Origin of the sequence: Roseibium sp. TrichSKD4 (assembly GCF_000148725.1) — a bacterium.
In the GTDB taxonomy this organism is placed as follows: domain Bacteria; phylum Pseudomonadota; class Alphaproteobacteria; order Rhizobiales; family Stappiaceae; genus Roseibium.
The window spans coordinates 1078810-1099226 of sequence record NZ_GL476320.1; the positions used below are offsets into that span (position 1 = coordinate 1078810).

24 protein-coding genes and 2 pseudogenes are annotated in these 20417 nt (G+C 53.7%); 15 read left to right on the forward strand and 11 right to left on the reverse strand.

Going from position 1 to position 20417, the window contains the following annotated elements:
• Nucleotides 1-9 precede the first annotated feature (9 nt).
• Nucleotides 10-1086, reverse strand: a complete 1077-nt coding sequence (locus tag TRICHSKD4_RS25690) for a tetratricopeptide repeat protein (protein WP_009760208.1) — start codon at nt 1084-1086, stop codon at nt 10-12.
• Between the two features lie 257 nt (nt 1087-1343).
• On the opposite strand from TRICHSKD4_RS25690, the gene guaA reads away from it, so the two are divergent.
• The 6 genes and pseudogenes from guaA (at nt 1344) to TRICHSKD4_RS25725 (ending at nt 5929) form a co-directional block, all read left to right on the forward strand.
• Nucleotides 1344-2894: a glutamine-hydrolyzing GMP synthase gene (gene guaA / locus TRICHSKD4_RS25695; RefSeq protein WP_009760210.1), complete on the forward strand. Its 1551-nt coding sequence runs from the start codon at nt 1344-1346 to the stop codon at nt 2892-2894.
• 60 nt (nt 2895-2954) lie between these two features.
• The gene (locus TRICHSKD4_RS25700) at nt 2955-3347 is read left to right on the forward strand and encodes a GtrA family protein (RefSeq protein ID WP_139052277.1); all 393 of its coding nucleotides are present in this window, start codon (nt 2955-2957) and stop codon (nt 3345-3347) included.
• A gap of 82 nt (nt 3348-3429) precedes the next feature.
• Nucleotides 3430-3948 carry a ChbG/HpnK family deacetylase gene (locus TRICHSKD4_RS25710; RefSeq protein WP_256377434.1) on the forward strand — a complete coding sequence of 173 codons (519 nt, stop codon included), beginning with the start codon at nt 3430-3432 and terminating at the stop codon, nt 3946-3948.
• Nucleotides 3949-4072: 124 nt separating this feature from the next.
• Nucleotides 4073-4858 carry an FkbM family methyltransferase gene (locus tag TRICHSKD4_RS25715; protein WP_009760215.1) on the forward strand — a complete coding sequence of 262 codons (786 nt, stop codon included), beginning with the start codon at nt 4073-4075 and terminating at the stop codon, nt 4856-4858.
• A 240-nt stretch (nt 4859-5098) separates the two neighbouring features.
• Nucleotides 5099-5377 (forward strand): annotated as a pseudogene (locus TRICHSKD4_RS31400) (GNAT family N-acetyltransferase); the annotation flags it as partial.
• Between the two features lie 42 nt (nt 5378-5419).
• Nucleotides 5420-5929: a hypothetical protein gene (locus tag TRICHSKD4_RS25725; RefSeq protein WP_040617421.1), complete on the forward strand. Its 510-nt coding sequence runs from the start codon at nt 5420-5422 to the stop codon at nt 5927-5929.
• On the opposite strand, the gene TRICHSKD4_RS25730 is transcribed toward TRICHSKD4_RS25725, so the two are convergent.
• Nucleotides 5920-6270, reverse strand: a complete 351-nt coding sequence (locus tag TRICHSKD4_RS25730; RefSeq protein ID WP_009760220.1) for a TraR/DksA C4-type zinc finger protein — start codon at nt 6268-6270, stop codon at nt 5920-5922. The genes TRICHSKD4_RS25725 and TRICHSKD4_RS25730 overlap by 10 nt on opposite strands.
• A gap of 150 nt (nt 6271-6420) precedes the next feature.
• Between TRICHSKD4_RS25730 and TRICHSKD4_RS25735 the strand changes: the two genes are divergently transcribed.
• On the forward strand, nt 6421-6789 hold the full coding sequence (locus TRICHSKD4_RS25735; protein ID WP_009760221.1) for a hypothetical protein: 369 nt from the start codon (nt 6421-6423) through the stop codon (nt 6787-6789).
• Nucleotides 6790-6798: 9 nt separating this feature from the next.
• Here the strand turns inward: TRICHSKD4_RS25735 and TRICHSKD4_RS25740 are convergent, their stop codons facing one another.
• Nucleotides 6799-7437, reverse strand: a complete 639-nt coding sequence (locus TRICHSKD4_RS25740) for a MarC family protein (protein ID WP_009760222.1) — start codon at nt 7435-7437, stop codon at nt 6799-6801.
• Between the two features lie 224 nt (nt 7438-7661).
• Between TRICHSKD4_RS25740 and gyrA the strand changes: the two genes are divergently transcribed.
• From gyrA to tgt, 6 genes are all read left to right on the forward strand, one after another.
• Nucleotides 7662-10439 (forward strand): DNA gyrase subunit A, encoded by a 2778-nt coding sequence (gyrA, locus tag TRICHSKD4_RS25745; RefSeq protein WP_009760223.1) that lies wholly within the window; start codon nt 7662-7664, stop codon nt 10437-10439.
• A 111-nt stretch (nt 10440-10550) separates the two neighbouring features.
• Complete coding sequence (gene coaD, locus TRICHSKD4_RS25750; RefSeq protein WP_009760224.1) at nt 10551-11051, forward strand: pantetheine-phosphate adenylyltransferase; 501 nt, start codon at nt 10551-10553, stop codon at nt 11049-11051.
• Between the two features lie 47 nt (nt 11052-11098).
• Entirely contained in the window at nt 11099-11638 is a 540-nt protein-coding gene (locus TRICHSKD4_RS25755; protein ID WP_009760225.1) for a peptidylprolyl isomerase, read from the forward strand.
• 43 nt (nt 11639-11681) lie between these two features.
• On the forward strand, nt 11682-12155 hold the full coding sequence (locus TRICHSKD4_RS25760) for a peptidylprolyl isomerase (RefSeq protein ID WP_009760226.1): 474 nt from the start codon (nt 11682-11684) through the stop codon (nt 12153-12155).
• 143 nt (nt 12156-12298) lie between these two features.
• Entirely contained in the window at nt 12299-13372 is a 1074-nt protein-coding gene (gene queA / locus TRICHSKD4_RS25765) for a tRNA preQ1(34) S-adenosylmethionine ribosyltransferase-isomerase QueA (protein ID WP_009760227.1), read from the forward strand.
• A 10-nt stretch (nt 13373-13382) separates the two neighbouring features.
• A complete protein-coding gene (gene tgt / locus TRICHSKD4_RS25770) occupies nt 13383-14534 on the forward strand; it encodes a tRNA guanosine(34) transglycosylase Tgt (RefSeq protein WP_009760228.1) in 1152 nt (383 codons plus the stop codon).
• Nucleotides 14535-14548: 14 nt separating this feature from the next.
• On the opposite strand, the gene TRICHSKD4_RS25775 is transcribed toward tgt, so the two are convergent.
• From TRICHSKD4_RS25775 to TRICHSKD4_RS25790, 5 genes are all read right to left on the reverse strand, one after another.
• On the reverse strand, nt 14549-15004 hold the full coding sequence (locus TRICHSKD4_RS25775) for a DUF4864 domain-containing protein (RefSeq protein WP_009760229.1): 456 nt from the start codon (nt 15002-15004) through the stop codon (nt 14549-14551).
• Between the two features lie 110 nt (nt 15005-15114).
• Nucleotides 15115-15510, reverse strand: coding sequence for a UDP binding domain-containing protein (locus tag TRICHSKD4_RS32505; protein ID WP_083782879.1), 396 nt, complete (start codon nt 15508-15510; stop codon nt 15115-15117).
• A complete protein-coding gene (locus TRICHSKD4_RS25780) occupies nt 15494-17020 on the reverse strand; it encodes an IS66 family transposase (RefSeq protein ID WP_009465942.1) in 1527 nt (508 codons plus the stop codon). The genes TRICHSKD4_RS32505 and TRICHSKD4_RS25780 overlap by 17 nt, the downstream gene beginning before the upstream one ends.
• Nucleotides 17021-17089: 69 nt before the next feature.
• The gene (gene tnpB / locus TRICHSKD4_RS25785) at nt 17090-17437 is read right to left on the reverse strand and encodes an IS66 family insertion sequence element accessory protein TnpB (protein WP_009465501.1); all 348 of its coding nucleotides are present in this window, start codon (nt 17435-17437) and stop codon (nt 17090-17092) included.
• Nucleotides 17434-17703, reverse strand: a complete 270-nt coding sequence (locus tag TRICHSKD4_RS25790) for a hypothetical protein (RefSeq protein ID WP_009465502.1) — start codon at nt 17701-17703, stop codon at nt 17434-17436. Before TRICHSKD4_RS25790 ends, tnpB begins: the two co-directional genes overlap by 4 nt.
• On the opposite strand from TRICHSKD4_RS25790, the gene TRICHSKD4_RS31875 reads away from it, so the two are divergent.
• Nucleotides 17681-17854, forward strand: a complete 174-nt coding sequence (locus TRICHSKD4_RS31875; RefSeq protein WP_009760231.1) for a hypothetical protein — start codon at nt 17681-17683, stop codon at nt 17852-17854. The two genes, TRICHSKD4_RS25790 and TRICHSKD4_RS31875, sit on opposite strands and share 23 nt — an antisense overlap.
• 7 nt (nt 17855-17861) lie before the next feature.
• Here TRICHSKD4_RS31875 and TRICHSKD4_RS25795 read toward each other — a convergent pair whose 3' ends face one another.
• Nucleotides 17862-19211, reverse strand: coding sequence for an IS5 family transposase (locus TRICHSKD4_RS25795; protein ID WP_009465529.1), 1350 nt, complete (start codon nt 19209-19211; stop codon nt 17862-17864).
• Nucleotides 19212-19326: 115 nt separating this feature from the next.
• On the opposite strand from TRICHSKD4_RS25795, the pseudogene TRICHSKD4_RS31880 reads away from it, so the two are divergent.
• Nucleotides 19327-19392, forward strand: a pseudogene (locus TRICHSKD4_RS31880) (L,D-transpeptidase); the annotation flags it as partial.
• Here the strand turns inward: TRICHSKD4_RS31880 and TRICHSKD4_RS29825 are convergent.
• Nucleotides 19389-20126 carry a nucleotide sugar dehydrogenase gene (locus TRICHSKD4_RS29825; protein ID WP_371256932.1) on the reverse strand — a complete coding sequence of 246 codons (738 nt, stop codon included), beginning with the start codon at nt 20124-20126 and terminating at the stop codon, nt 19389-19391. The pseudogene TRICHSKD4_RS31880 and the gene TRICHSKD4_RS29825 overlap by 4 nt on opposite strands.
• Nucleotides 20011-20376 carry an NAD(P)-binding domain-containing protein gene (locus TRICHSKD4_RS32085; RefSeq protein ID WP_050763532.1) on the reverse strand — a complete coding sequence of 122 codons (366 nt, stop codon included), beginning with the start codon at nt 20374-20376 and terminating at the stop codon, nt 20011-20013. The genes TRICHSKD4_RS29825 and TRICHSKD4_RS32085 overlap by 116 nt, the downstream gene beginning before the upstream one ends.
• Nucleotides 20377-20417 lie beyond the last annotated feature (41 nt).

Below are 20417 nucleotides of genomic sequence, written 5' to 3' on the forward strand. Positions count from 1 at the left end.
GGGAAGTGCCTAAACGTCCTGATTGGTCGGAGACTGCTCTTCGGTTTCGGGGCCGGTATCGGAGTCTTTGCCATCTGAAAGTGGGGCAACAGTCTCTTCTTTCGGCTGCCTGCTGCGATTTTGCAAAAAGGCGTCAATGCGGTTGAGAGAATCCTCGGCGATGGGTCTTCCTTCAGCTGCATATTTCAGAACATCGCGCCCCACGGAGCGAAGGCCAAGCGCTGTCAATGCTGTGCCGATTGCGCTTACAACAGCCTTATTGTCCGGTTTTAGGCGGTATCCCTCACGCGCCAGAGCCAAGGCTTCATCGACGTTTTTCCGTTTCCGCTGGAGTGCACTCAATCGCAGAATGATGTCGATGTCTTTCGGCGCCCGTGAGCGGGCCTTTTCAAACGCGTAATATGCCTTGTCGTTTTCACCAGTGAATTGATAAGCGTCGCCGAGGATCCGATAGCCGAGTGGATTGCTGGCGTCCATATCGACCGCGCGCTGAGCAAGGATCACCGCTTCCTTGGACCTGTTTGACCGGGTCAGAAGTTCTGAAAGACCAAGCAAGGCTGGTGTGTACCGGTCATCAATCGAAAGCGCCTTCCTAAAGGCTGCACCCGCAGAAGAAGATTGCAGGTCTCGTGCGCGGGTTTCGGCATAAAGGGTCAGCGCTTCGACACTTTCTGGCAGCAGTTGCAACAAGTGCTCCGCTGGTTCGCGCGCCTCCTCGGTCTTGCCTAGCTTCATGCGCACGCAGCCCAATCCGAACAAGGCATTGTTGTTGTCCGGGGTGGTTTCCAAAACCTGCTGAAAGTTGGCTTCCGCATTCTCATGATCACCAAGCAGAAGTTGGCAATTTCCAAGATTTGTGCGGGCACTTATATGATCTGGGGCGATAAATACGATGCGGCGAAACTGGGACGCAGCTTCATCGAGATGCCCCGTCCGCAAGAGTGACGTTGCCGCCTTATAGGAAATATCGAGGTCTTCCGGATCACGTTCAAGAGCGCTCAGGTAAGCAGCCAGCGCAGCATCCGTCTTGCCCTCTTTTTCGAGGGCCTGCGCCTTTTCATAATATGAACGCGCTTCTGGATCCATGACCTGCTCCTACTCGGCACACGTTTCGCCATGGGCGGTGTTCCGGGGTGTCGAATCGAACAAACCCCATCTTTTGAACACCTCTAATTTAGGAAGCTTTCGTCAAAAGGTACAATCGATTGAAGGGGTAGATCAAAGAGAGCTGTGGGTAGAGGCACATCGATCGCATCAAAAATGGCACACCAGACTTGCTTTGGGTATGTCAGAAATGAATTTTCCGGCTTCAAATTCCTGTCCGGACAATATAGAAGCTCGCCATGACAGACCGCATTCTCATCATCGACTTCGGCTCACAGGTTACTCAGTTGATTGCTCGCCGGCTGCGCGAACTCAATGTGTATTGTGAGATCCACCCTTTCCAAAACGTGACAGACGGCTTTTTGGCGGAATATGCGCCCAAGGCGATTATTTTGTCTGGCGGACCAGCCTCTGTAACGGATGAGGGCTCGCCGCGCCCACCGTATTCCATCTTCGAAACGGGCATTCCGGTTCTCGGAATTTGTTATGGCCAGCAGGTGATGATGCACATGTTGGGCGGCCAAGTCGAAAGTGGTCACAAGACAGCCGAGTTCGGGCGTGCCTATGTGAGCCCGGGGGCTGAAAGCCTTCCGTTGCTCGAAGGTTGGTTCTCTGAGGGACGAGAGCAGGTGTGGATGAGCCACGGTGACCATGTCAGCGCGATTGCTTCCGGTTTTGAGGTTTATGGCACCTCTCCAAATGCGCCATTTGCGATCACCGGGGATGCTGCTCGGAATTTCTACGCGGTTCAATTCCACCCTGAAGTCCATCACACGCCAAATGGTCGCCGGATTTACGAAAATTTCATCGATCTGGCAGGCTGCAAGCGCGACTGGACTATGGGCGCTTATCGCGAAGAAGCGATTGAAAAGATCCGCGAACAGGTGGGCGACAAGAAGGTCATCTGTGGACTTTCCGGCGGTGTCGACAGCTCTGTTGCAGCTGTCCTTATTCACGAAGCGATTGGCGATCAGCTGACGTGTGTCTTCGTTGATCATGGTCTTTTGCGGCAGGGTGAAGCCGAAGAAGTTGTGACCATGTTCCGGGATCACTACAATATGCAGCTGATCCACGCCGATGAACAGGACCTGTTCCTAGGAGCGCTGGAAGGTGTGTCCGATCCGGAGGAAAAACGGAAAACCATCGGGCGTCTCTTCATTGATGTATTCCAGAAGCATGCCAATGAAATTGACGGTGCAGAGTTCCTTGCGCAGGGCACGCTTTATCCTGATGTGATCGAAAGTGTCAGTTTTTCCGGTGGTCCTTCGGTGACCATCAAGTCGCACCACAATGTTGGCGGCCTGCCAGAAAAGATGGGCCTGAAGCTGGTTGAGCCACTTCGTGAGCTGTTCAAGGACGAAGTACGCCGATTGGGTGTGGAGCTTGGTTTGCCAAAACACTTTATCGGTCGTCACCCGTTCCCTGGGCCCGGTCTTGCGATCAGGTGCCCGGGTGAAATCACGCGCGACAAACTGGATATTTTGCGGCAGGCAGATGCGGTTTATATCGACCAGATCCGAAGACATGGCCTTTACGACGAGATTTGGCAGGCATTTGTGGCGATCCTGCCTGTTCGAACGGTCGGTGTCATGGGGGATGGACGGACTTACGACTACGCCTGTGCTCTTCGTGCAGTGACATCCGTTGATGGAATGACGGCGGATTATTATCCCTTCAGTCACGAGTTCCTCGGTGAAACGGCAACGCGCATCATCAACGAGGTAAAGGGGATCAACCGGGTCACCTATGACATTACGTCCAAGCCCCCGGGAACGATCGAGTGGGAGTAAACGTCCTGCCGTATTGATCTTATCGCCCTAGCCAACACCAATTTTGAATGAGAGTGACCAGTGAGACGGATCGTTATATTCGGAATGATCTCACTGGTTGGTGCTCTTATCGATTTTCCCATCGTCAGCGGTATGTTGGCGCTCGGCCAGGGGTCGCTCTTGGCCTTTGCTGTAGCGATGTGCGTAAGTGGAAGCGTTGTCTACGTTTTTCACCAGAAACTGACTTTTTCCGACCAATCGGGACCGCAATTCAGCCGCAAGCGATTGGCTCAATTCTTGGGCAACACTCTGGTCGTGTTTCTGTTTCGGGTCGCCGTATTCGAGGCTGTAAGTTTGACCGGCTTGCAGCAGGAAATCTGCGTGGCACTTGCCATCGTGTCCTCGTTCTTTTTGAACTATCTGGTGAGCCGATTTTGGATTTTTAAAGCGAATGTGGGTGAGGGCAAAGAATGACGTCGAGAGTTGGGATTATCATTCCGCTTTTCAATGAAAGTGACGTCCTGCCACTCCTTGCAGAGCGTCTTTACAAAGCAATATTTGCTTTCTTGGCCTTGGGCGAGCTAGAACTCGAGCAGCACTTGAGTCTCAGTGCAATATGTTTGTGGACCTGTTTGGCCTTGAACCGAATTTTATTGATGGTCATGAACATTGCCATGCCTATCCGAGCTTGTCGCAAGAGGTAATGGCGTTTGCATCTTCCAAAAATATTCCCGTGAGGGCGATCAGGCTTTTTGAGCCACCGAAAGGTTTCAAAGAGTATGTGCGCAATTGGCTTGGATGCCGCCAATTGGTTGAGGCAAAACGAAGAGTGGTGAAAACCAATGACTATTTTGCCGGCGTTTTGCCCTTGGAGCGACCGCAAGAAGCGGTCCGCCAGTCGGAAGATATTCTGACTTCATTGGACAAAATAGTTCCGTCACAAAGTGAATGTTGGATGATGTGCCACCCGGGGGATGCGGAAGACCCTGTGCAGGTACAAGGCCATTCGCCAGCCCTCAGAGCCCTGGAGGCAGCGTATCTAGGCAAGCGGGCGAGTGACAAAGTGACAAGATGACTTACAAAATACGGTATTCAGTTGAATCGCTATTTTTCTTTAGCTATTTAGACCTTAAATCACTTGGCCTGAATTATAACGAACAGCAGGCAAAGAATAAATTTCACATTTGCAAGGCTAGTCAGTGAAAGACATTTTAAAGAGTGCACTCAATAATTTTGGAATAGGTATTACGCGAGCCTCTAAGCTTGAGTACCTTGAAGCAAACAAAAAAGCGATTACCGATATCCATTTTTTAAAATGTGTGGATGAGCAATTTCGGTCGAAATGTATTGACCTGCTCGATGTATCGCAATCAGAATTCCGGCAGGACTTGTTTGTACTTTGTCAGCTCAATTTTAAGGGGAACGGATATTTTGTAGAATTTGGGGCTACAAACGGTGTAGATTTTTCAAACACACATCTTCTCGAAACAAAATTTGGATGGTCGGGGATTTTGGCGGAGCCTGCACTTACATGGCACAACGATTTGAAAGCGAACCGCACATCGCATGTTGATACTCGCTGCGTGTGGAAGGAAACTGGGCAGAGCATACTGTTCAAGGAAGCGGCTGTCGGAGAACTCTCCACATTAGATCAGTTTTCCAGTCAGGGGGACAATTCCCGGTTTAGGCAGTCTGGTGGAACAAGCTACGAAGTAGAAACGATATCGCTTTTGGATCTGCTGCAGGCGCACAATGCACCAGAACATATCGAATACTTATCCCTGGATACAGAGGGGTCCGAGTTCGAAATCTTGTCGAACTTTGATTTCGATAGGTATTCATTTGATGTAATCACATGTGAACACAACTTCACAGATGACCGAGAAAAGATTCATGGCCTATTGGTACAGCATGGCTATATTCGGATTTTTGAAACTATGGATATAGTGGATGACTGGTATGTTGCGACGCGGATACTGAACTAGGGTTTTGTTGAGCAAGCGCTCAAAACTAGACTGGTTTGATTTCGTCGGATGGCAATCTATACGTTCTGTTAATCTACATTTCAGGACCTGCAATCGAGTAATGAGAATTCGGACGTTTAGTTCCCAAGATACGGATGCTGTTGTTCAGCTCTGGGGCGCGTGTGGATTGACGCGACCTTGGAACAACGCGCGTCTTGATATTGAGCGCAAGGTTTCTTTCCAACCAGAGTTGTTTTTCTCGGTGAAATGGACGGCAAGGTAATGGCGTCCGCCATGTTCGGATATGATGGCCATCGCGGATGGCTTTACTATTTTGCGGTGTTGCCAGAGTTTCAGGGGCAGGGACACGCAAGGGCAATGCTGGATTACGGTGAAACCGCTCTGATGAAACTTGGATGCCCAAAAATCAATTTTCAGGTTCGCGCTGATAACAACAAGGCCATCGCCTATTACCAAGCTGCCGGATACACTGAAGACCAAGTTCTAAGTTTCGGAAAGCGTCTCATTCAAGACAACTGAGTCATTAGGCCGGTGAGGGCAGTATCTGGCGGTGATCGCAGCATGACAGAGTTTCCTGACCTGAAACCGGATTGTTCGTCTTGCGCTGCTCTGTGCTGTGTGGTGTTTGCGTTTGATCAATCGGAGTCTTTCGCAATCGACAAAGAGGCAGGCGAAGTTTGCCCGAACCTCTCAAAATCCGGGCAATGCAACGTGTTTGATCAACGCTCGGAGCTTGGTTTCAAGGGCTGTATCACTTACACCTGCCATGGAGCCGGACAACGTGTCACGCAGGAGCTCTTTCAGGGCCGAAGCTGGCGAGACGACGAGGCACTCACACACCGTATGGGCGAGGCTCTCTCCGTTTTGCGGCGGGTTCACGAACACCTTGCAATACTGGACGCGGCTAGCTCTTTGCCGTTGTCAGACGACCATTTGCTAGGGCTATCACACTTGACCTCGGAACTGCTTCCAGCGGATGGCTGGAGCGAAGAAAGTCTTGCAGCTTTTCCGATTGATGAAATGGTGTCGCGGGTTAGCACATTTCTGAAAAGTTTGCGGTCCTACGTCTGAAGCGGTTGGACCCAGAGACCCGCACAATGAACGCAATGCGTTGCAGCAGGGTCAATATCCAACCGTTTTTCGGGGATCGGTTCGTCGCACTCCACACAAAACCCATAGTCCCCGGTTTCCAGCCGGTGCAATGCATTCTCGATCCGTTGTAGGTTCAGTTGTCGTTGTCTCTCGGAAGCTTGAGCCATGGCCTGACCTTGAAGGGCGTCCATACGGGACAGTCGACCGACGGATTGTTGGTCCAGCATGACTGGTGCCCTCGCGTCTTCAGAGATCTCTCGCAGGTTCTGAAGGTCCTGTTTCAGTTTCAAGAGTTGTTGTTTTCGCTCTTTCATGGTCATGCCAGTCCTCCGGTCCACAAAGTATGGCTCGCGAGAACAGATGATGGCAAATGGTGATATCCACGCTCATGCCATTGGTGACGCTGATGTGATTTTTGTTTCTGCGACGCTACGTTCAAAGTATTCAGAATAGCTTTTTGGAGTGACACAATGAGATGGTTTGTATTGAATGTGATTGCTGGTGTGTTTTTGATGCTTCTTGGTGCGGTCAGCCAAGCTGGAAATGTTGAAATAGTTGGAGCAGAAGCTCGTGAAACAGGAGAGACTTGGCGATTTGCCGTCACCCTCAAGCACGCGGATACTGGCTGGGACCACTATGCGGACCTTTGGCAGGTCGTCGCGCCTGACGGAACTCTTCTCGGCAAACGTGTGCTGGCCCATCCGCACGTGAACGAACAGCCCTTTACCCGGTCTCTGTCTGGCGTCGTGATCCCGAGTGAAGTGGATCACGTGTTCATTCGTGCCCGTGACAGCAAGCACGGGATGGCTGAAGAGATGTATCGGCTGAACTTGAAGTGACCTTCTGAATTAGCCAGCTAACAGCGCCAATACACCATCCGCAACGAACTGAACCGACAGGGCAGCCAGGATAACGCCGAGGAGACGTGTGATGATCAGCTGTGCCGTATCACCGAGACGGCGTTCGATCTTGTCCGCGAGCAAAAACGAACCAAGGCACGAAATGACGACGGTGAAGATCACCAGTCCCAGTCCAGCATAGGTGATGGTGTCAGGGGCTTCGCCAGACAAGAGGATGATGGCAGAAATGGCAGCAGGTCCCGCAATCAATGGAATGGCGAGTGGGAATACGGCCAGCTCTTGTATCGAGCGGTGCTGTTCTTCGGCAGTCTCGGCCATCTTTTCGGCGGTCTCGGTTTTGCGGGCCTGACGCTTACCGAACACCATTTCTACGGCAATCAGAAAAAGCAGAATTCCGCCGGCAATTCTGAATGCAGAGACCGAAATTCCCAAGACATCGAGGAATGTTGGACCGGTCAGGTAGAACACACCGAGAATAATGCCCCCGGTCAGTGTTGCGCGGATGGCAACCCGCTTGCGGTCAATTTGGGACATGCCGGCAGTCAGTGCCAAAAACATGGGCGCCAGACCCACTGGATCAATGGTGACGAACAAGGTCGCAAACGCGTTTATGTAGTAGTCAAACATGCTTCGTCAGCCCCCGCTGTTTTTCGCTTCTCGTCGGGTTTTAAAGGCATTTTGAGGTTTGGCGAAACAATTCCTCTGTGAACTACTCAAGTGCTTGCGTTTTTCTTTTTTAACTCATTGAAATTAGTGAGTAATCTCTCTTCTTTATTTGGGCTTCAAATTTGGCTGGAAGCTGTAAATCGGCTATAAATGGCGGCAGCTAGAACAAAAAATGAGTCGTCTCCTTGACCGATCAGGAAAACAGCACCCCGCCGGGCGGTGTTCCGTCCGATATCAAGCCCATTTCAATCGTAGATGAAATGAAGAGCAGTTATCTCGATTATGCCATGAGCGTGATCGTGAGCCGTGCTCTTCCGGATGTGCGCGATGGGTTGAAACCTGTGCACCGCCGCATTCTCTATTCGATGAATGAAAACGGCTATGAGTGGAACAAGCCTTATCGTAAGTCGGCCCGTGTGGTCGGTGACGTTATGGGTAAATACCACCCGCATGGTGATAGTGCGATTTACGATGCGCTCGTGCGTATGGCGCAGAACTTTTCGCTGCGCCTTCCGTTGATCGATGGGCAGGGCAATTTCGGGTCAATTGATGGCGATCGCGCTGCCGCGATGCGTTACACCGAATGTCGTCTAGAGAAGGTTGCGCACAAGCTTCTTGATGACATCGATAAGGACACGGTCGACTTTCAGGAAAACTACGATAACTCCGAGAGTGAGCCGGTTGTTCTGCCTGCCAAGTTCCCGAACCTTTTGGTCAATGGGGCCGGTGGTATTGCGGTTGGTATGGCGACGAACATCCCGCCGCACAATCTGGGCGAAGTGATCGACGCTGCGATTGCCGTCATGGTAAATCCGGCGATGACGGTTGCTGAGTTGATGGACATCGTTCCTGGTCCTGATTTCCCAACAGGCGGTATCATTCTCGGGCGGTCCGGTATTCGCTCTGCCTATGAAAGTGGTCGCGGCTCCGTTGTCATGCGCAGCAAGGTGGATGTGGAGGAGATCCGCAAGGACCGCAATGCGCTGATCGTCTCGGAAATTCCGTATCAGGTGAACAAGTCCTCGATGATCGAAAAGATCGCCGAAGCGGTCCGCGACAAGCGGATTGAAGGCATCTCCGATATTAGGGACGAAAGTGACCGCTCTGGTATGCGCGTCGTGATCGAGTTGAAACGCGATGCTGTGCCGGATGTGGTGCTAAACCAGCTCTATCGCTACTCGCAATTGCAGACCTCCTTTGGCTGCAATATGGTGGCGCTGAACGGTGGCAAGCCGGAGCAACTCAATCTCCCAGATATCCTAAAGGCATTTATTAGCTTCCGTGAGGAAGTTGTTCAAAGAAGAACAAAATTCCTTTTGAAGAAAGCGCGTGATCGTGCGCATATCTTGGTTGGCTTGGGTATCGCAGTGGCCAATATTGATGAGGTCATCCACCTCATTCGTACGGCACCAGACCCTGCAACTGCGCGTGCCCAGTTGATGGAGCGCGATTGGCCTGCGCGGGATGTTGAGCCACTTATCCGCCTAATCGATGATCCGCGCCATATGGTTCAGGAAGACGGCACTTACAAGCTGTCTGAAGAACAGGCCCGCGCGATCCTTGATCTGCGCCTGCAGCGCCTCACAGCTCTCGGCCGCGATGAGATCGCAGACGAGTTGAGCAAGATCGGCGCTGAGATCTCTGACTTCCTCGATATCCTCCGATCGCGTGCCCGCATTCAGGACATCGTTCGTGGAGAAATGCTGGAGATCAAGGAAGAGTTTGCGACACCGCGCAAGACCGAGATCGTTGATGGTGGCGCAGACTTTGATGATGAAGATCTGATCCAGCGAGAAGACATGGTTGTGACCGTGTCTCACAACGGCTATATCAAGCGTGTTCCCTTGGCGACATACCGCGCGCAACGTCGTGGTGGCAAGGGCCGTTCTGGCATGGCGACCAAAGACGAGGATTTTGTAACCCGTCTGTTTGTTGCCAACACGCACACGCCGGTGTTGTTCTTCTCGTCCCGCGGCATTTGTTACAAGATGAAAGTCTGGCGTTTGCCGCTTGGCGGACCGATCTCTCGGGGCAAGGCCTTGATCAATATGTTGCCGCTGGAACAGGGTGAACAGATTTCGTCCATCATGCCGTTGCCCGAGGATGAAGAAAGCTGGGCGAACCTCGATGTTATGTTCTCCACGGTGCGTGGTACCGTGCGCCGGAACAAGTTGTCCGACTTCACGCAAATCAACCGGAACGGCAAGATTGCAATGAAGCTTGAGGATGGCGATGGCATCGTCAACGTCGCGACCTGTTCTGAGCATGACGACGTTATGCTGACCACGGCGGCGGGCCAGTGTATCCGCTTCCCAGTCGGCGATGTTCGAGTATTCGCTGGCCGGAATTCTGTTGGTGTACGCGGGATCAGGCTAGCAGATGGCGACAAGGTCATCTCTATGCAGATCCTGCATCACATGGATGCAGAAGCGGAAGAGCGTACAGCCTTCCTCAAGATGTCCCGGGCACTGCGCGGCGAGGCGGATGAAAATGCTGGTTCTGATGAAACCGGTGCTGTTGACGCCGGGCTGTCTCAAGAGCGTTACGCTGAAATGAGCGCAGCGGAGCAGATCATTCTGACGCTTTCAGAAAATGGGTATGGCAAGCGAACATCTTCGTTTGAATACCGGGTGACTGGTCGTGGCGGTAAAGGCATTACCGCCATGGCAGTGACAGAGAGAAATGGTGGGTTGGTTTCATCTTTCCCGGTTGAAGAAAGCGACCAGATCATGCTGGTGACCAATGGCGGCCAGTTGATCCGCTGTCCAGTCGATGGCATCCGCATTGCTGGTCGAGCCACGCAGGGTGTGATCGTCTTCAAGACCGCTGACGGCGAAAATGTTGTTGCCGTCGAGGGCATTAGCGAAGTTGATGACGAAGAAGATGTCGATGCTGTTGAAGATGGTGGCGAGGGTGGTGACAGTGCTGCACCCGATGCCGCACCTTCAGATGGCGAAAGCTGATCAGTATTCAATTCCAGTCTAGGATTTCGGCGCGGGTCATACCGCGCCGTTTTCGCATTAAGGCGGTGTGGGCGGGTTGCCGCAGGTGGAATGCCGGAGTAATGAAGAACCATGACACGTATTGCGCTTTATCCAGGGTCATTTGATCCGATCACAAATGGGCATATCGACATTCTCGGGCAGTCACTTGCGCTTGCAGACCGGGTTGTGGTGGCGATTGGAATCCATCCCGGCAAAACCCCGCTTTTTACGTTTGAAGAGCGCGTTCAATTGATCCACGAGGCTGCCGGGGTAGAGTTTGGTGTCGATGAAGCTCGGCGGATCGAAGTGATTTCATTTTCCAATCTTGTGGTTGATGCTGCGCGCGCTCAAACTGCGGCTTATCTCGTTCGCGGTCTCAGAGATGGAACCGACCTGGATTACGAGATGCAAATGGCCGGAATGAACGGAACGTTGGCGCCGTCCATTAAAACGGTTTTCCTTCCAGCTTCCCCCTCGGTGCGCCACATTACGGCGACGTTGGTGCGTCAAATTGCGAAGATGGGTGGTGATATCACCGCCTTTGTTCCTTCGTGCGTCGTGTCCCCCTTGCGAGACCGGTCGTCAGCGTAGTAGGCGATGCGCGGGGCATAAAAAGACCACTTATCAATGGAGTGACCATGTCACGCATATTTTCGGTTTTGACGCTTTTGGCTGCGCTGCTTGTTGCGCCAAACATGGCCGGAGCTCAGGATCTTGATCCGGAAAACACCATTTACATGGATTTGAAAGATGGGCGGGTCACGCTGCAGCTTCGTCCGGACCTTGCACCGAACCATGTTGAGCGCATCAAAAAGCTGACCCGGGACGGGTTTTACGATGGCATCGTATTCCATCGTGTGATCGATGGTTTCATGGCGCAAACCGGTGATCCAACCGGGACCGGTATGGGTGGGTCTCAGGAGCCGGATCTGAAGGCTGAGTTCACCAGAACACGGTTCAAGCGTGGTGTCTTGGGCATGGCACGTGCTGGCAACCCGAACAGTGCCAACTCCCAGTTTTTCATCATGTTTGCAGATGGAGACTGGCTCAACGGACAATACACAGTCTGGGGTGAAATCGTTGGTGGCATGGAACATGTCGACGCGATCAAGCGTGGCGAACCGCCACAAAACCCGGACAAAATCATCAAAATGCAGGTTGCGGCAGACGCGAGCTGAACATCCACCTGCCGGTTGGCAGTCAACGAGATTGGGAGACCCCATGGCTGATATCAAGGATCCTGAAAACACTTTGCTGATGGAAACCACGCAAGGTTCTGTTGTGATCGAAATGCGTCCGGACCTTGCTCCGAACCATGTTGGACGTATCAAAGAACTGGTTCGCGAAGGCTTTTACGATGGCATCGTGTTTCACCGCGTGATTGATGGCTTCATGGCGCAAACCGGTTGTCCGCAAGGCACCGGCACTGGTGGCTCTGGCAAAAAGCTGCGCGCTGAATTCAACAAAGAAAGCCATCAGCGCGGTGTGTGCTCCATGGCCCGTGCGATGGACCCGAATTCTGGCGATAGCCAGTTCTTCATCTGCTTCGGTGATGCGTCCTTCCTTGACGGTCAATACACCGCTTGGGGCAAGGTGCTGGAAGGCATGGAAAACGTTGACAAGATCAAGCGCGGCGAGCCGGTTGTTGATCCTGACAAGATCGTTTCCCTGAAAGTGGCTGCTGACGCCGCTTAAGGCTTTCCTTCGCGGAAAAAGAAATGGGCGCTGTCCGAAAGGAGAGCGTCCATTTTTCTGTTGCAGGTCCTTCGAATTGACCAATGGGTTTGCGGTGGCTAAAAGCCAGCGCACCTCTTCTATAACCGGATATATGCCCGCCCATGCGCGTTGAAGACTTCGATTTTGTGCTCCCAAATGAACGCATTGCCTTGAGGCCCGCACGCCCGCGCGATTCCGCACGCATGCTAGTTGTGCAGCCGGGAGATACCGCTGAACTCAGCGATTTTGGTGTTCGTGATTTGCCGCTGTTGCTGGAGCCGGGAGACGCGCTGGTTTTCAACGACACCAAGGTAATTCCGGCACAGCTTGAGGGCAAAAGGGTTCGCGGTGATATCGAAGCACGCATCAGTGCCACCTTGCATCTGCGCGCAGCTGCGGACCGCTGGAAAGCCTTTGTCAGACCGGGTAAAAAGGTCCAGTTGGGTGATGTTCTTGTCTTTGAAGAGGGCGGAGTAACGCTGACGGCCCGCGCAGAGGAAAAGTCTCCTGCTGGTGATGTCCTCTTGGTGTTTGATCGATCTGCGGCGGAGCTGGATGAGGCAATTGCGTCTGTCGGGCATATTCCGCTACCTCCATATATCGCCCAAAAGCGTGGCGAGGATGAGCAAGATCGATCTGACTATCAGACCATGTTTGCCGAAAAGGATGGCGCAGTTGCAGCGCCAACTGCGGGGCTTCACTTTACACCGGACTTGCTTGCCGCATTGGATGCACGCGGAATAGAGCAACACCGGGTAACCTTGCATGTGGGGGCAGGAACGTTCCTGCCCGTGAAGGTTGATGATACCGACGACCACCAGATGCATGCCGAGTGGGGCGAAGTGAGTGAAGAGACGGCCGCTGCGCTACAAGCCGTGAAGGCTCGTGGTAACAAGGTGGTCAGCGTCGGCACAACTTCTTTGCGCATTCTGGAAAGCGCTGCTCAGGGGTCAGGCGGACTTCAGGCCTTTGCGGGTGAAACATCGATATTTATTACGCCTGGCTATGAATTTAGAGCAATAGATGCGCTGATGACCAACTTTCATCTACCGCGCTCAACCCTTTTCATGCTTGTTTCAGCGCTGTCTGGGCTGGACGTCATGAAACGCGCTTACACACACGCGATTGATCATGAATACCGCTTCTATAGCTACGGTGACGCTTCCTTGTTGTTCCCGCAAAAGCCGACGGTTTGAAGGAAATCTCATGTCTTCTGAAACTCCGAAATTCTCTTTCAAGCTGACAAAAACCGACGGTATGGCTCGGCGCGGGGAGATCACCACGCCACATGGCGTTGTACAGACACCTGCCTTCATGCCCGTGGGGACACAAGGCACCGTCAAAGCAATGTATCCGGAACAGGTTCGTGAGCTCGGATCTGATGTGGTTCTGGGGAATACCTACCACTTGATGCTGCGTCCGGGGGCGGAGCGTGTGGCGCGGTTGGGCGGCCTGCACAGCTTCATGAATTGGCCGCACACGATCCTGACCGACAGTGGCGGATTTCAGGTGATGTCACTGGCCCAACTTCGCAAGTTGGATGAAGACGGCGTGCGCTTTCAAAGCCACATTGATGGCCAGAAATATCACCTGACACCGGAACGCTCCATTGAAATACAGGGGCTTCTCGGGTCTGACATCCAGATGCAATTGGATGAATGTATCAAACTCCCATCTCCGCCGAAGGAAGTTCAGCGGGCGATGGGACTCTCCCTGCGGTGGGCAGAGCGGTCACGGGTGCAGTTCGAGAACATGGGCGGGCCTGCTAAGGGGCAGGGGCTTTATGGGATTGTTCAGGGCGGTGATGTGCCGGACCTGCGGATAAAGTCAGCAGAAAGCCTGCGCGATATGCCGTTTGAGGGATATTCGGTTGGCGGGCTTGCCGTTGGTGAACCGCAAGATGTGATGTTGCGCATGCTGGAAGTCACCACACCAGTCATGCCAACCGGCAAGCCGCGCTATTTGATGGGTGTCGGTACGCCGGATGATCTTTTGGAAAGTGTCGCGCGTGGGATTGATCAGTTCGACTGCGTGATGCCAACCCGAGCCGGGCGCCATGGTCTCGCCTATACCCGCTTTGGCAAGGTGAACCTGAAAAACGCGCGCCATGCGGAAGATCTACGTCCGCTGGACGAGGAAAGTGATTGTCCTGCCACAAGCCAATATTCGAGGGCCTATTTACACCATTTGGTGCGCGCGGGAGAAGGTCTAGCCGGGATGCTGCTGACCTGGAACAATCTCGCCTACTATCAAACGCTCATGCGCGGCATGCGCGAGGCGATTGAGGCCGGAACCTTTGAGGAATTCCGGCTCAAGACCAAAGCTGACTGGGCAAAGGGCGATATCGATCCCTTGTAATTGGAGCAGTGCTGTTACGCACTGATGCCCTCATCCTTCTTGAGGTAACAGCCTGAGATGCGCCAGCTGCCATCAGGTTGTTTCTCGAAACTGTAGACAGCGAGCCAATTCTGGCCCTCCTGGTCCGTTACATACACTTCCTGCATTGGGCCATGTGGTGTTTTGCGGGATTGGCCAAAGGTAACGTTCTTGGGCCGATAAACCGGCTTGTAGCCGTTCTTCACCATGTGGATGAAAATTTCCGGCGTCTGGAAACGTTTTTGCAGGGTCGGTGTTGCGTAAGAGAAAGCTTGCTTTGCATCGCCGCTCTGAAATGCGCTTATCTGTTTTTGGATAATTGATCGGAAAGCGCTGCCCTCTGCAAAATCTGCATAGGCAAGGGAAGGGGTTAACACCACCGGTGCAGCAACCATCCCTGTTGCCATGAAAAGCCCGATACCGAAAGCGGATAGTGTCCGTTTGATCTGCATGTCCAGGAACTCCTTGAGGTCGTGGCTACCAGAACAATATACGGCGAAATATTTAGAATGGATTGCTGTCTAAAATTGCAAGGATCTTGTTTTGCACTGTTGATCGGTCACTACAGACGCCAGAGGGTGATCTGATCCGGTTTGCTTTCGCGCGGCAATCTCGCAGGGATATCCGCCAGCAACCCTTCACCATCGTTCATAAGAGACTGGAAGAAGGGCCAAACGTTCCCTTCCGCAAAATACTGATCATGTGGAACCGCAAGCACCACAGCGTCCGAACCGCGAAGATCATCAAGGCCTGAGAGGGACAGGTCATATTCGGCCCTGACCTCGTCAGGATCGGCTAGCGGATCATGGACGAGAACTTCAGCCCCGAATTCTCTCAGTTCGGTAATTAGGTCGATGACTTTGGAATTTCGTGTGTCCGGGACGTTGGCTTTGTAGTGACCGTCCGGCGAAGGCGCTCTGGCGCGACACCGATGCGGCCTGTTACGCTGCCTGAGCAGCGTAACGCCAGGGCAGAAGTTCGTCGAGGCGTGTGATTTTGTGGTCGGCGACTTGACCGAGGACCCAGGTCAGCCAGGCCTGAGGGTCAACACCGTTGAGCTTGGCCGTTTCGATCAGGGTATAAGCGATAGCCATGGCTTTGCCGCCGCCTTGGGAGCCTGAGAACATCCAATTTTTGCGTCCGATGGCGACGGGTTTAACGGCGCGCTCGGCGGTGTTGTTATCCAATTCCAGATGGCCGAGCTCAAGGTATGGGCGTGCTTTCGGCATTCGGCCCAAGGCATAGCGGATGGCCTGCGCGAGTGGTGACTTTCCCGAGATTTTGGGCAATTGCGTCTGCAACCATTCTTCCAAGGCGTCAAAGATCGGTTTTGCCCTAGCCTGCCGGATGGTAGCGCGGTCTTCGGGGGGCATGCCCCTGATCTCTTTCTCGATAGCGTAAAGCTCAGCAATCCGGCGGATGACTTCTTCGGCAATGGCGCTGCCCTGCGAGGAGAAGACATCCACGAACTTGCGTCGTACATGCGCCATGCAGGCCATCTCATCGGCTTTGTCGTCACCGAACACACCGTTGAACCCGGAATATCCATCCGCATGGACCCAGCCCTTGTATCCCGACAAATGAGCAACGGGATGCTCTCCTTTGCGATCCACCGTGAACTGATACCATGCACAGGGTGGCGATTGGCCAGACCAGGCACGCTCATCCCGCACATAGGTCCAGACCCGCGCCGTTTTGGTCTTCTTGTTGCCGGGGGCCAGCATTTTGATGGGCGTATCGTCGGCAAAAAGCGCAGGTCCTTGCCGCACCATCCGTCCGATGGCATCGGCAAGAGGTTCCAGCAGGGCCGTCGAGCGACCAACCCAGTCGGCCATGGTCGAGCGGTCCAGATCGACGCCTTCACGGGCAAAGATCTGGCTCAGGCGATAGAGGGGTAAATGATCGGCATATTTGCTTACCAGAACATGGGCCAACAATCCCGGTCCGGGCCGCCCACGCTCAATGGGGCGCGATGGCAGCGGCGCTTGCACAATCGCCTCGCACCATGAACAGGCTTTGCGGGGCCGGATGATCCGCTTCACCTTGAAGCGTCCCGGCACGTATTCCAACTCTTCGGTGACATCCTCACCCAGGGTGCGCAAGTTGCCACCACAACGACCGCATTCATCACCGGGAGAGAGCTCCTCGTCTTCCCGATCCAGATGATCCGGCAAGGGCTTGCGGCTGTGTTTGCGCTTCGGCTTTGGATCAACTCCCTCCTGCGACGGGGCGGGCTGTTTTGCCTGGTCTTCAGCGGCCTCAACAATCTCGGCGTCCTCGAGCAGATCGAGATTGAGCTGATCCAGACCCTCAGACTTGGAGCCGAACCGATGCCGATTGGCCCCGTGCAACTGGTGTTGAAGCTGCTCGACCTTGAGGCTCAGAGCCTTGACCTCGTCGGCCAGAAGGCGGTTCACCGCCCTCAATTCGGCGGGGTCCTCCGGGGTGATATCAAGGTCCTTCAGCATCTTCGATCTTATATCAGATCAAGGGCGTAAGTTGAATCCCGAGAGGCGCGCAAACGCCAATATATTGGCCTATCCGACGCTCAGGGGCCGCCATGTTTTTTGCGGCATCCGCCAGTCTATGCCTTCAAGCAACATCGACAATTGCGCGGGCGTCACGCTGACCTTACCGTCCTTCGCAGCAGGCCAAACAAACCGGCCCTTCTCAAGGCGCTTGCTGAACAGGCATGCGCCCTGTCGATCCCACCAGATGATCTTCAGCAGATCACCGCGCCGTCCCCGGAACACAAACAGATGTCCAGAATAGGGTTCAAGCTCCAGAACCTTCTCCGCCTGAGCCGCCAAAGTGTTGAACCCGCGCCGCATGTCCGTCACCCCGGCAGCCAGCCAAACCCGCGCGTTGGACGGCACGGGGATCACGGCATTAGACCTTCAACCAAAGCCAGCACCGTCGGCAGCGCCGTCGTCCCTTCCACCAATACCCGCCGCCCGTCCGACAGCGTGATATCAACCCGCTGAGCCGACAACGGCATATCCGAGGCAAGCGCCGCGATCTGGTGGCCTGGTGCGGCCTGCGGGCCCTCTATCTCCACTGGTAGAAACGCCGCTCCATCAAGGACGCAATCGCTGTCTTCTGGCGCAAACCGCTCATCACGCAGCCAGTTGTGGATCAGGTTCGCATTCATCGCAGAGCGGCGCGCAACCTGCGCAACCGAAACCCCCGGCACTCTGGCCTGCAAACAGATCGACCGCTTCTCGTCATCCGACCAAAACCGCTTCTTGCTGCCCTTCTTCGTACCCAAAATGTGCCTCACAATGTCCATTAGTCCGCCCTGAACAACGTCTAAGCCATTGATGTTGCGCGTGGCCGAAGCAATACGCAAATATTCGATTTGACCGGTTTGGGGATGGGGTTTGTGATCCAGAGCAGCAAAATGATCAGTGCATTGAGGATCAGACGCAGGTTATGACCGGCTGCGGCCAGCAGGGCGTTGATGGCATCGCCATTTTTGCCATTGAGGAAGTTCCGGTCAAGTCGTCCATCTGTTTTCATGTGGCCGATGGTGGCCTCGATCGCTGATCGTCGTTTCAGCTCACGCTTCATCTGTGCCGTCAGCCCGCGCTTCTGGCCGGAGATCATGACCTTGGCGTCGCCCTCATAATCATGCCCCCGATAGCCACGGTCCACATAGACACGCTCAGCTTTGGTGCCGCAGACTTTCTCAGCCTGACTGATGGTGTCATTCAAGGTGTGCCCATCATAGGGATTGCCCTCAAAAGCCCTCGCCGCAAGAACCAATCCTTCCCGATTGGTCGTGGCAATGCCAACCTTGGCCCCGAACTCGTAAGGTGTTCGCGCCTTGCCCTTGGCAATACAGGCCACTTCCGGCGCATGCATGGAATAAATCTTGTTTTTGTCCTTGGGGGTCTGGGCCAGAAGCCGCTCCACCAGTCCCAGCAGACGGGAGAACCGGTGCTCAAGACCTTCGTTGCCTGCGATCTTGCGGGAGATGTCGCGATAGACCCGGCCCAGATAGGTCTTCAGCTTTTTGAGTTCCCGGCGCATCCGCTTGAACTGTTTGGCATGGGCATAACGGCCCGCCATCAAGGCCGCCTTTTTGGCAACTCTGGTATGGCTGCGACGCAAGATGATGCCGGCCCTCTTGGCCTGGCGCACCAGAAGCTGCAAGGCCTTGTGATAAAGACGGCTATCGGTGGGATGGGCAATGGCTTTGGGTTGAACGGTCGTATCAACCAAGACCCGCTCAAGGCTGCTCTTCTTGATCGTCCCGCTCTCAATCGCAACACCTACCGTAGCAGAAAGAAGCTTTTCCATTCCCTCAGGACCAATCCGTTTGCGCCAGCGGGTCATGGTTGAGGGATCAATGGGGAATTGGTGCTGGAAAAACTCAAAACCGCAGAAAGACTGCCAGTAGGGGTTTTCAACCCAACGCTCAACCGTCTCTTCATCGGAAAGATCGTACATGTGCTTGAGAAAGTGCAGCCCGGCCATCAGACGCGTTGGTTTGGCCGGTCGTCCCAAGGGGCGATAATGCCTGCCGAACTCCGCATCAAATTCATCCCAAGGCATCAGACCAGACAGCCGCACCAACGAATGGTTCATATCGATGATTGCGGCCAGGCGTTCCTTGAACAGATCGCCACACCGTTTGTTGCGTTTTGAAGGTCTCATGAGAATATGCCAGAAAATGCGTGCTTCGGATCAACTAACCGGCATATTCACACATCCAAAACCCAATGGGTATCCATACTCTTCAATCAGTTAAGGGGTTTTTCAGCGCGAACCCATTAACGAAAATGGACATTATCACCCCACTGCGCTCCCCGTCAGAGCGGGAATACCGAACGCTCACGCTTTGTATGTCAGTCCGAGGATTGCAATTTTCGGCGGCATGGACCGACCAAGTTTGACACAAGACTGGATGATCTTTCCGGCAATGAACGCTGGCATGGCTTCATTTGTCCCGCGTCCGGCCAGAATGACTTGCGGTGTCAGTCCAATCTCATGGGCCTTGTGTGTGAGATAATAGGGGTCCACACCGATGCAATGTCCACCAACAAGGCCTGGCTGAAAGGGAAGGAAGTTCCACTTTGTAGAGGCTCCGGCCAACACGTCTCTGGTATCGATCCCCATGGCGTGAAACAAAATGGCCAGTTCGTTCATGAGCGCAATATTCAAATCGCGCTGGGTGTTCTCAATCACCTTTGCGGCTTCTGCCGCCTTGATGGACGGGGCGATATGGACACCTGCCTTGACGACGCTTGCATATAAATCTGCCAGAGTACGCGTCGCGACCTCTGAGCTCGCCGAGACAACCTTTGTGATTGTTGTAAAATCGTGAACCTTGTCACCTGGGTTAATCCGCTCCGGCGAATAGCCAACCTCGAAACCTTCACCGAGTTTCAGCCCTGATCCCGCCTCCAGAAATGGCACCGCAATATCCTCGGTTGCTCCGGGAAAAACGGTACTCTCAAATACAACGATCGCGTCCGGTTTCAAGTTCTGGCCAACGGCGGATGCAGCCCCCCTTGAAAGGGGAAAGATCGGGGCGTTTGGCTTGGTCCACTGGAGTTGGTACAGCAACAATAACGATGTCGCATTGTTTCAAGGCACTAGGATCATGGGTGAGCGAAAGTGTTTTGCTCTCCAGATCACTATTGTCAACTGATCCCGTCTTGTCTTTGCCTGACTTGAGATCGGCCAGTCGAGCCCTGTTGATATCAAATCCGGTGACCGCGTACCCGGCTTTTGCAAAGCTGCATGCGACGGGTAGCCCAACATATCCGAGGCCAACAATACCAAGTGCAGGCTTCGGCTTTTCTGACAGTGACATCATGGAATCCAGAGCTGAGACCGGACCTTGGATCAGATCAAATC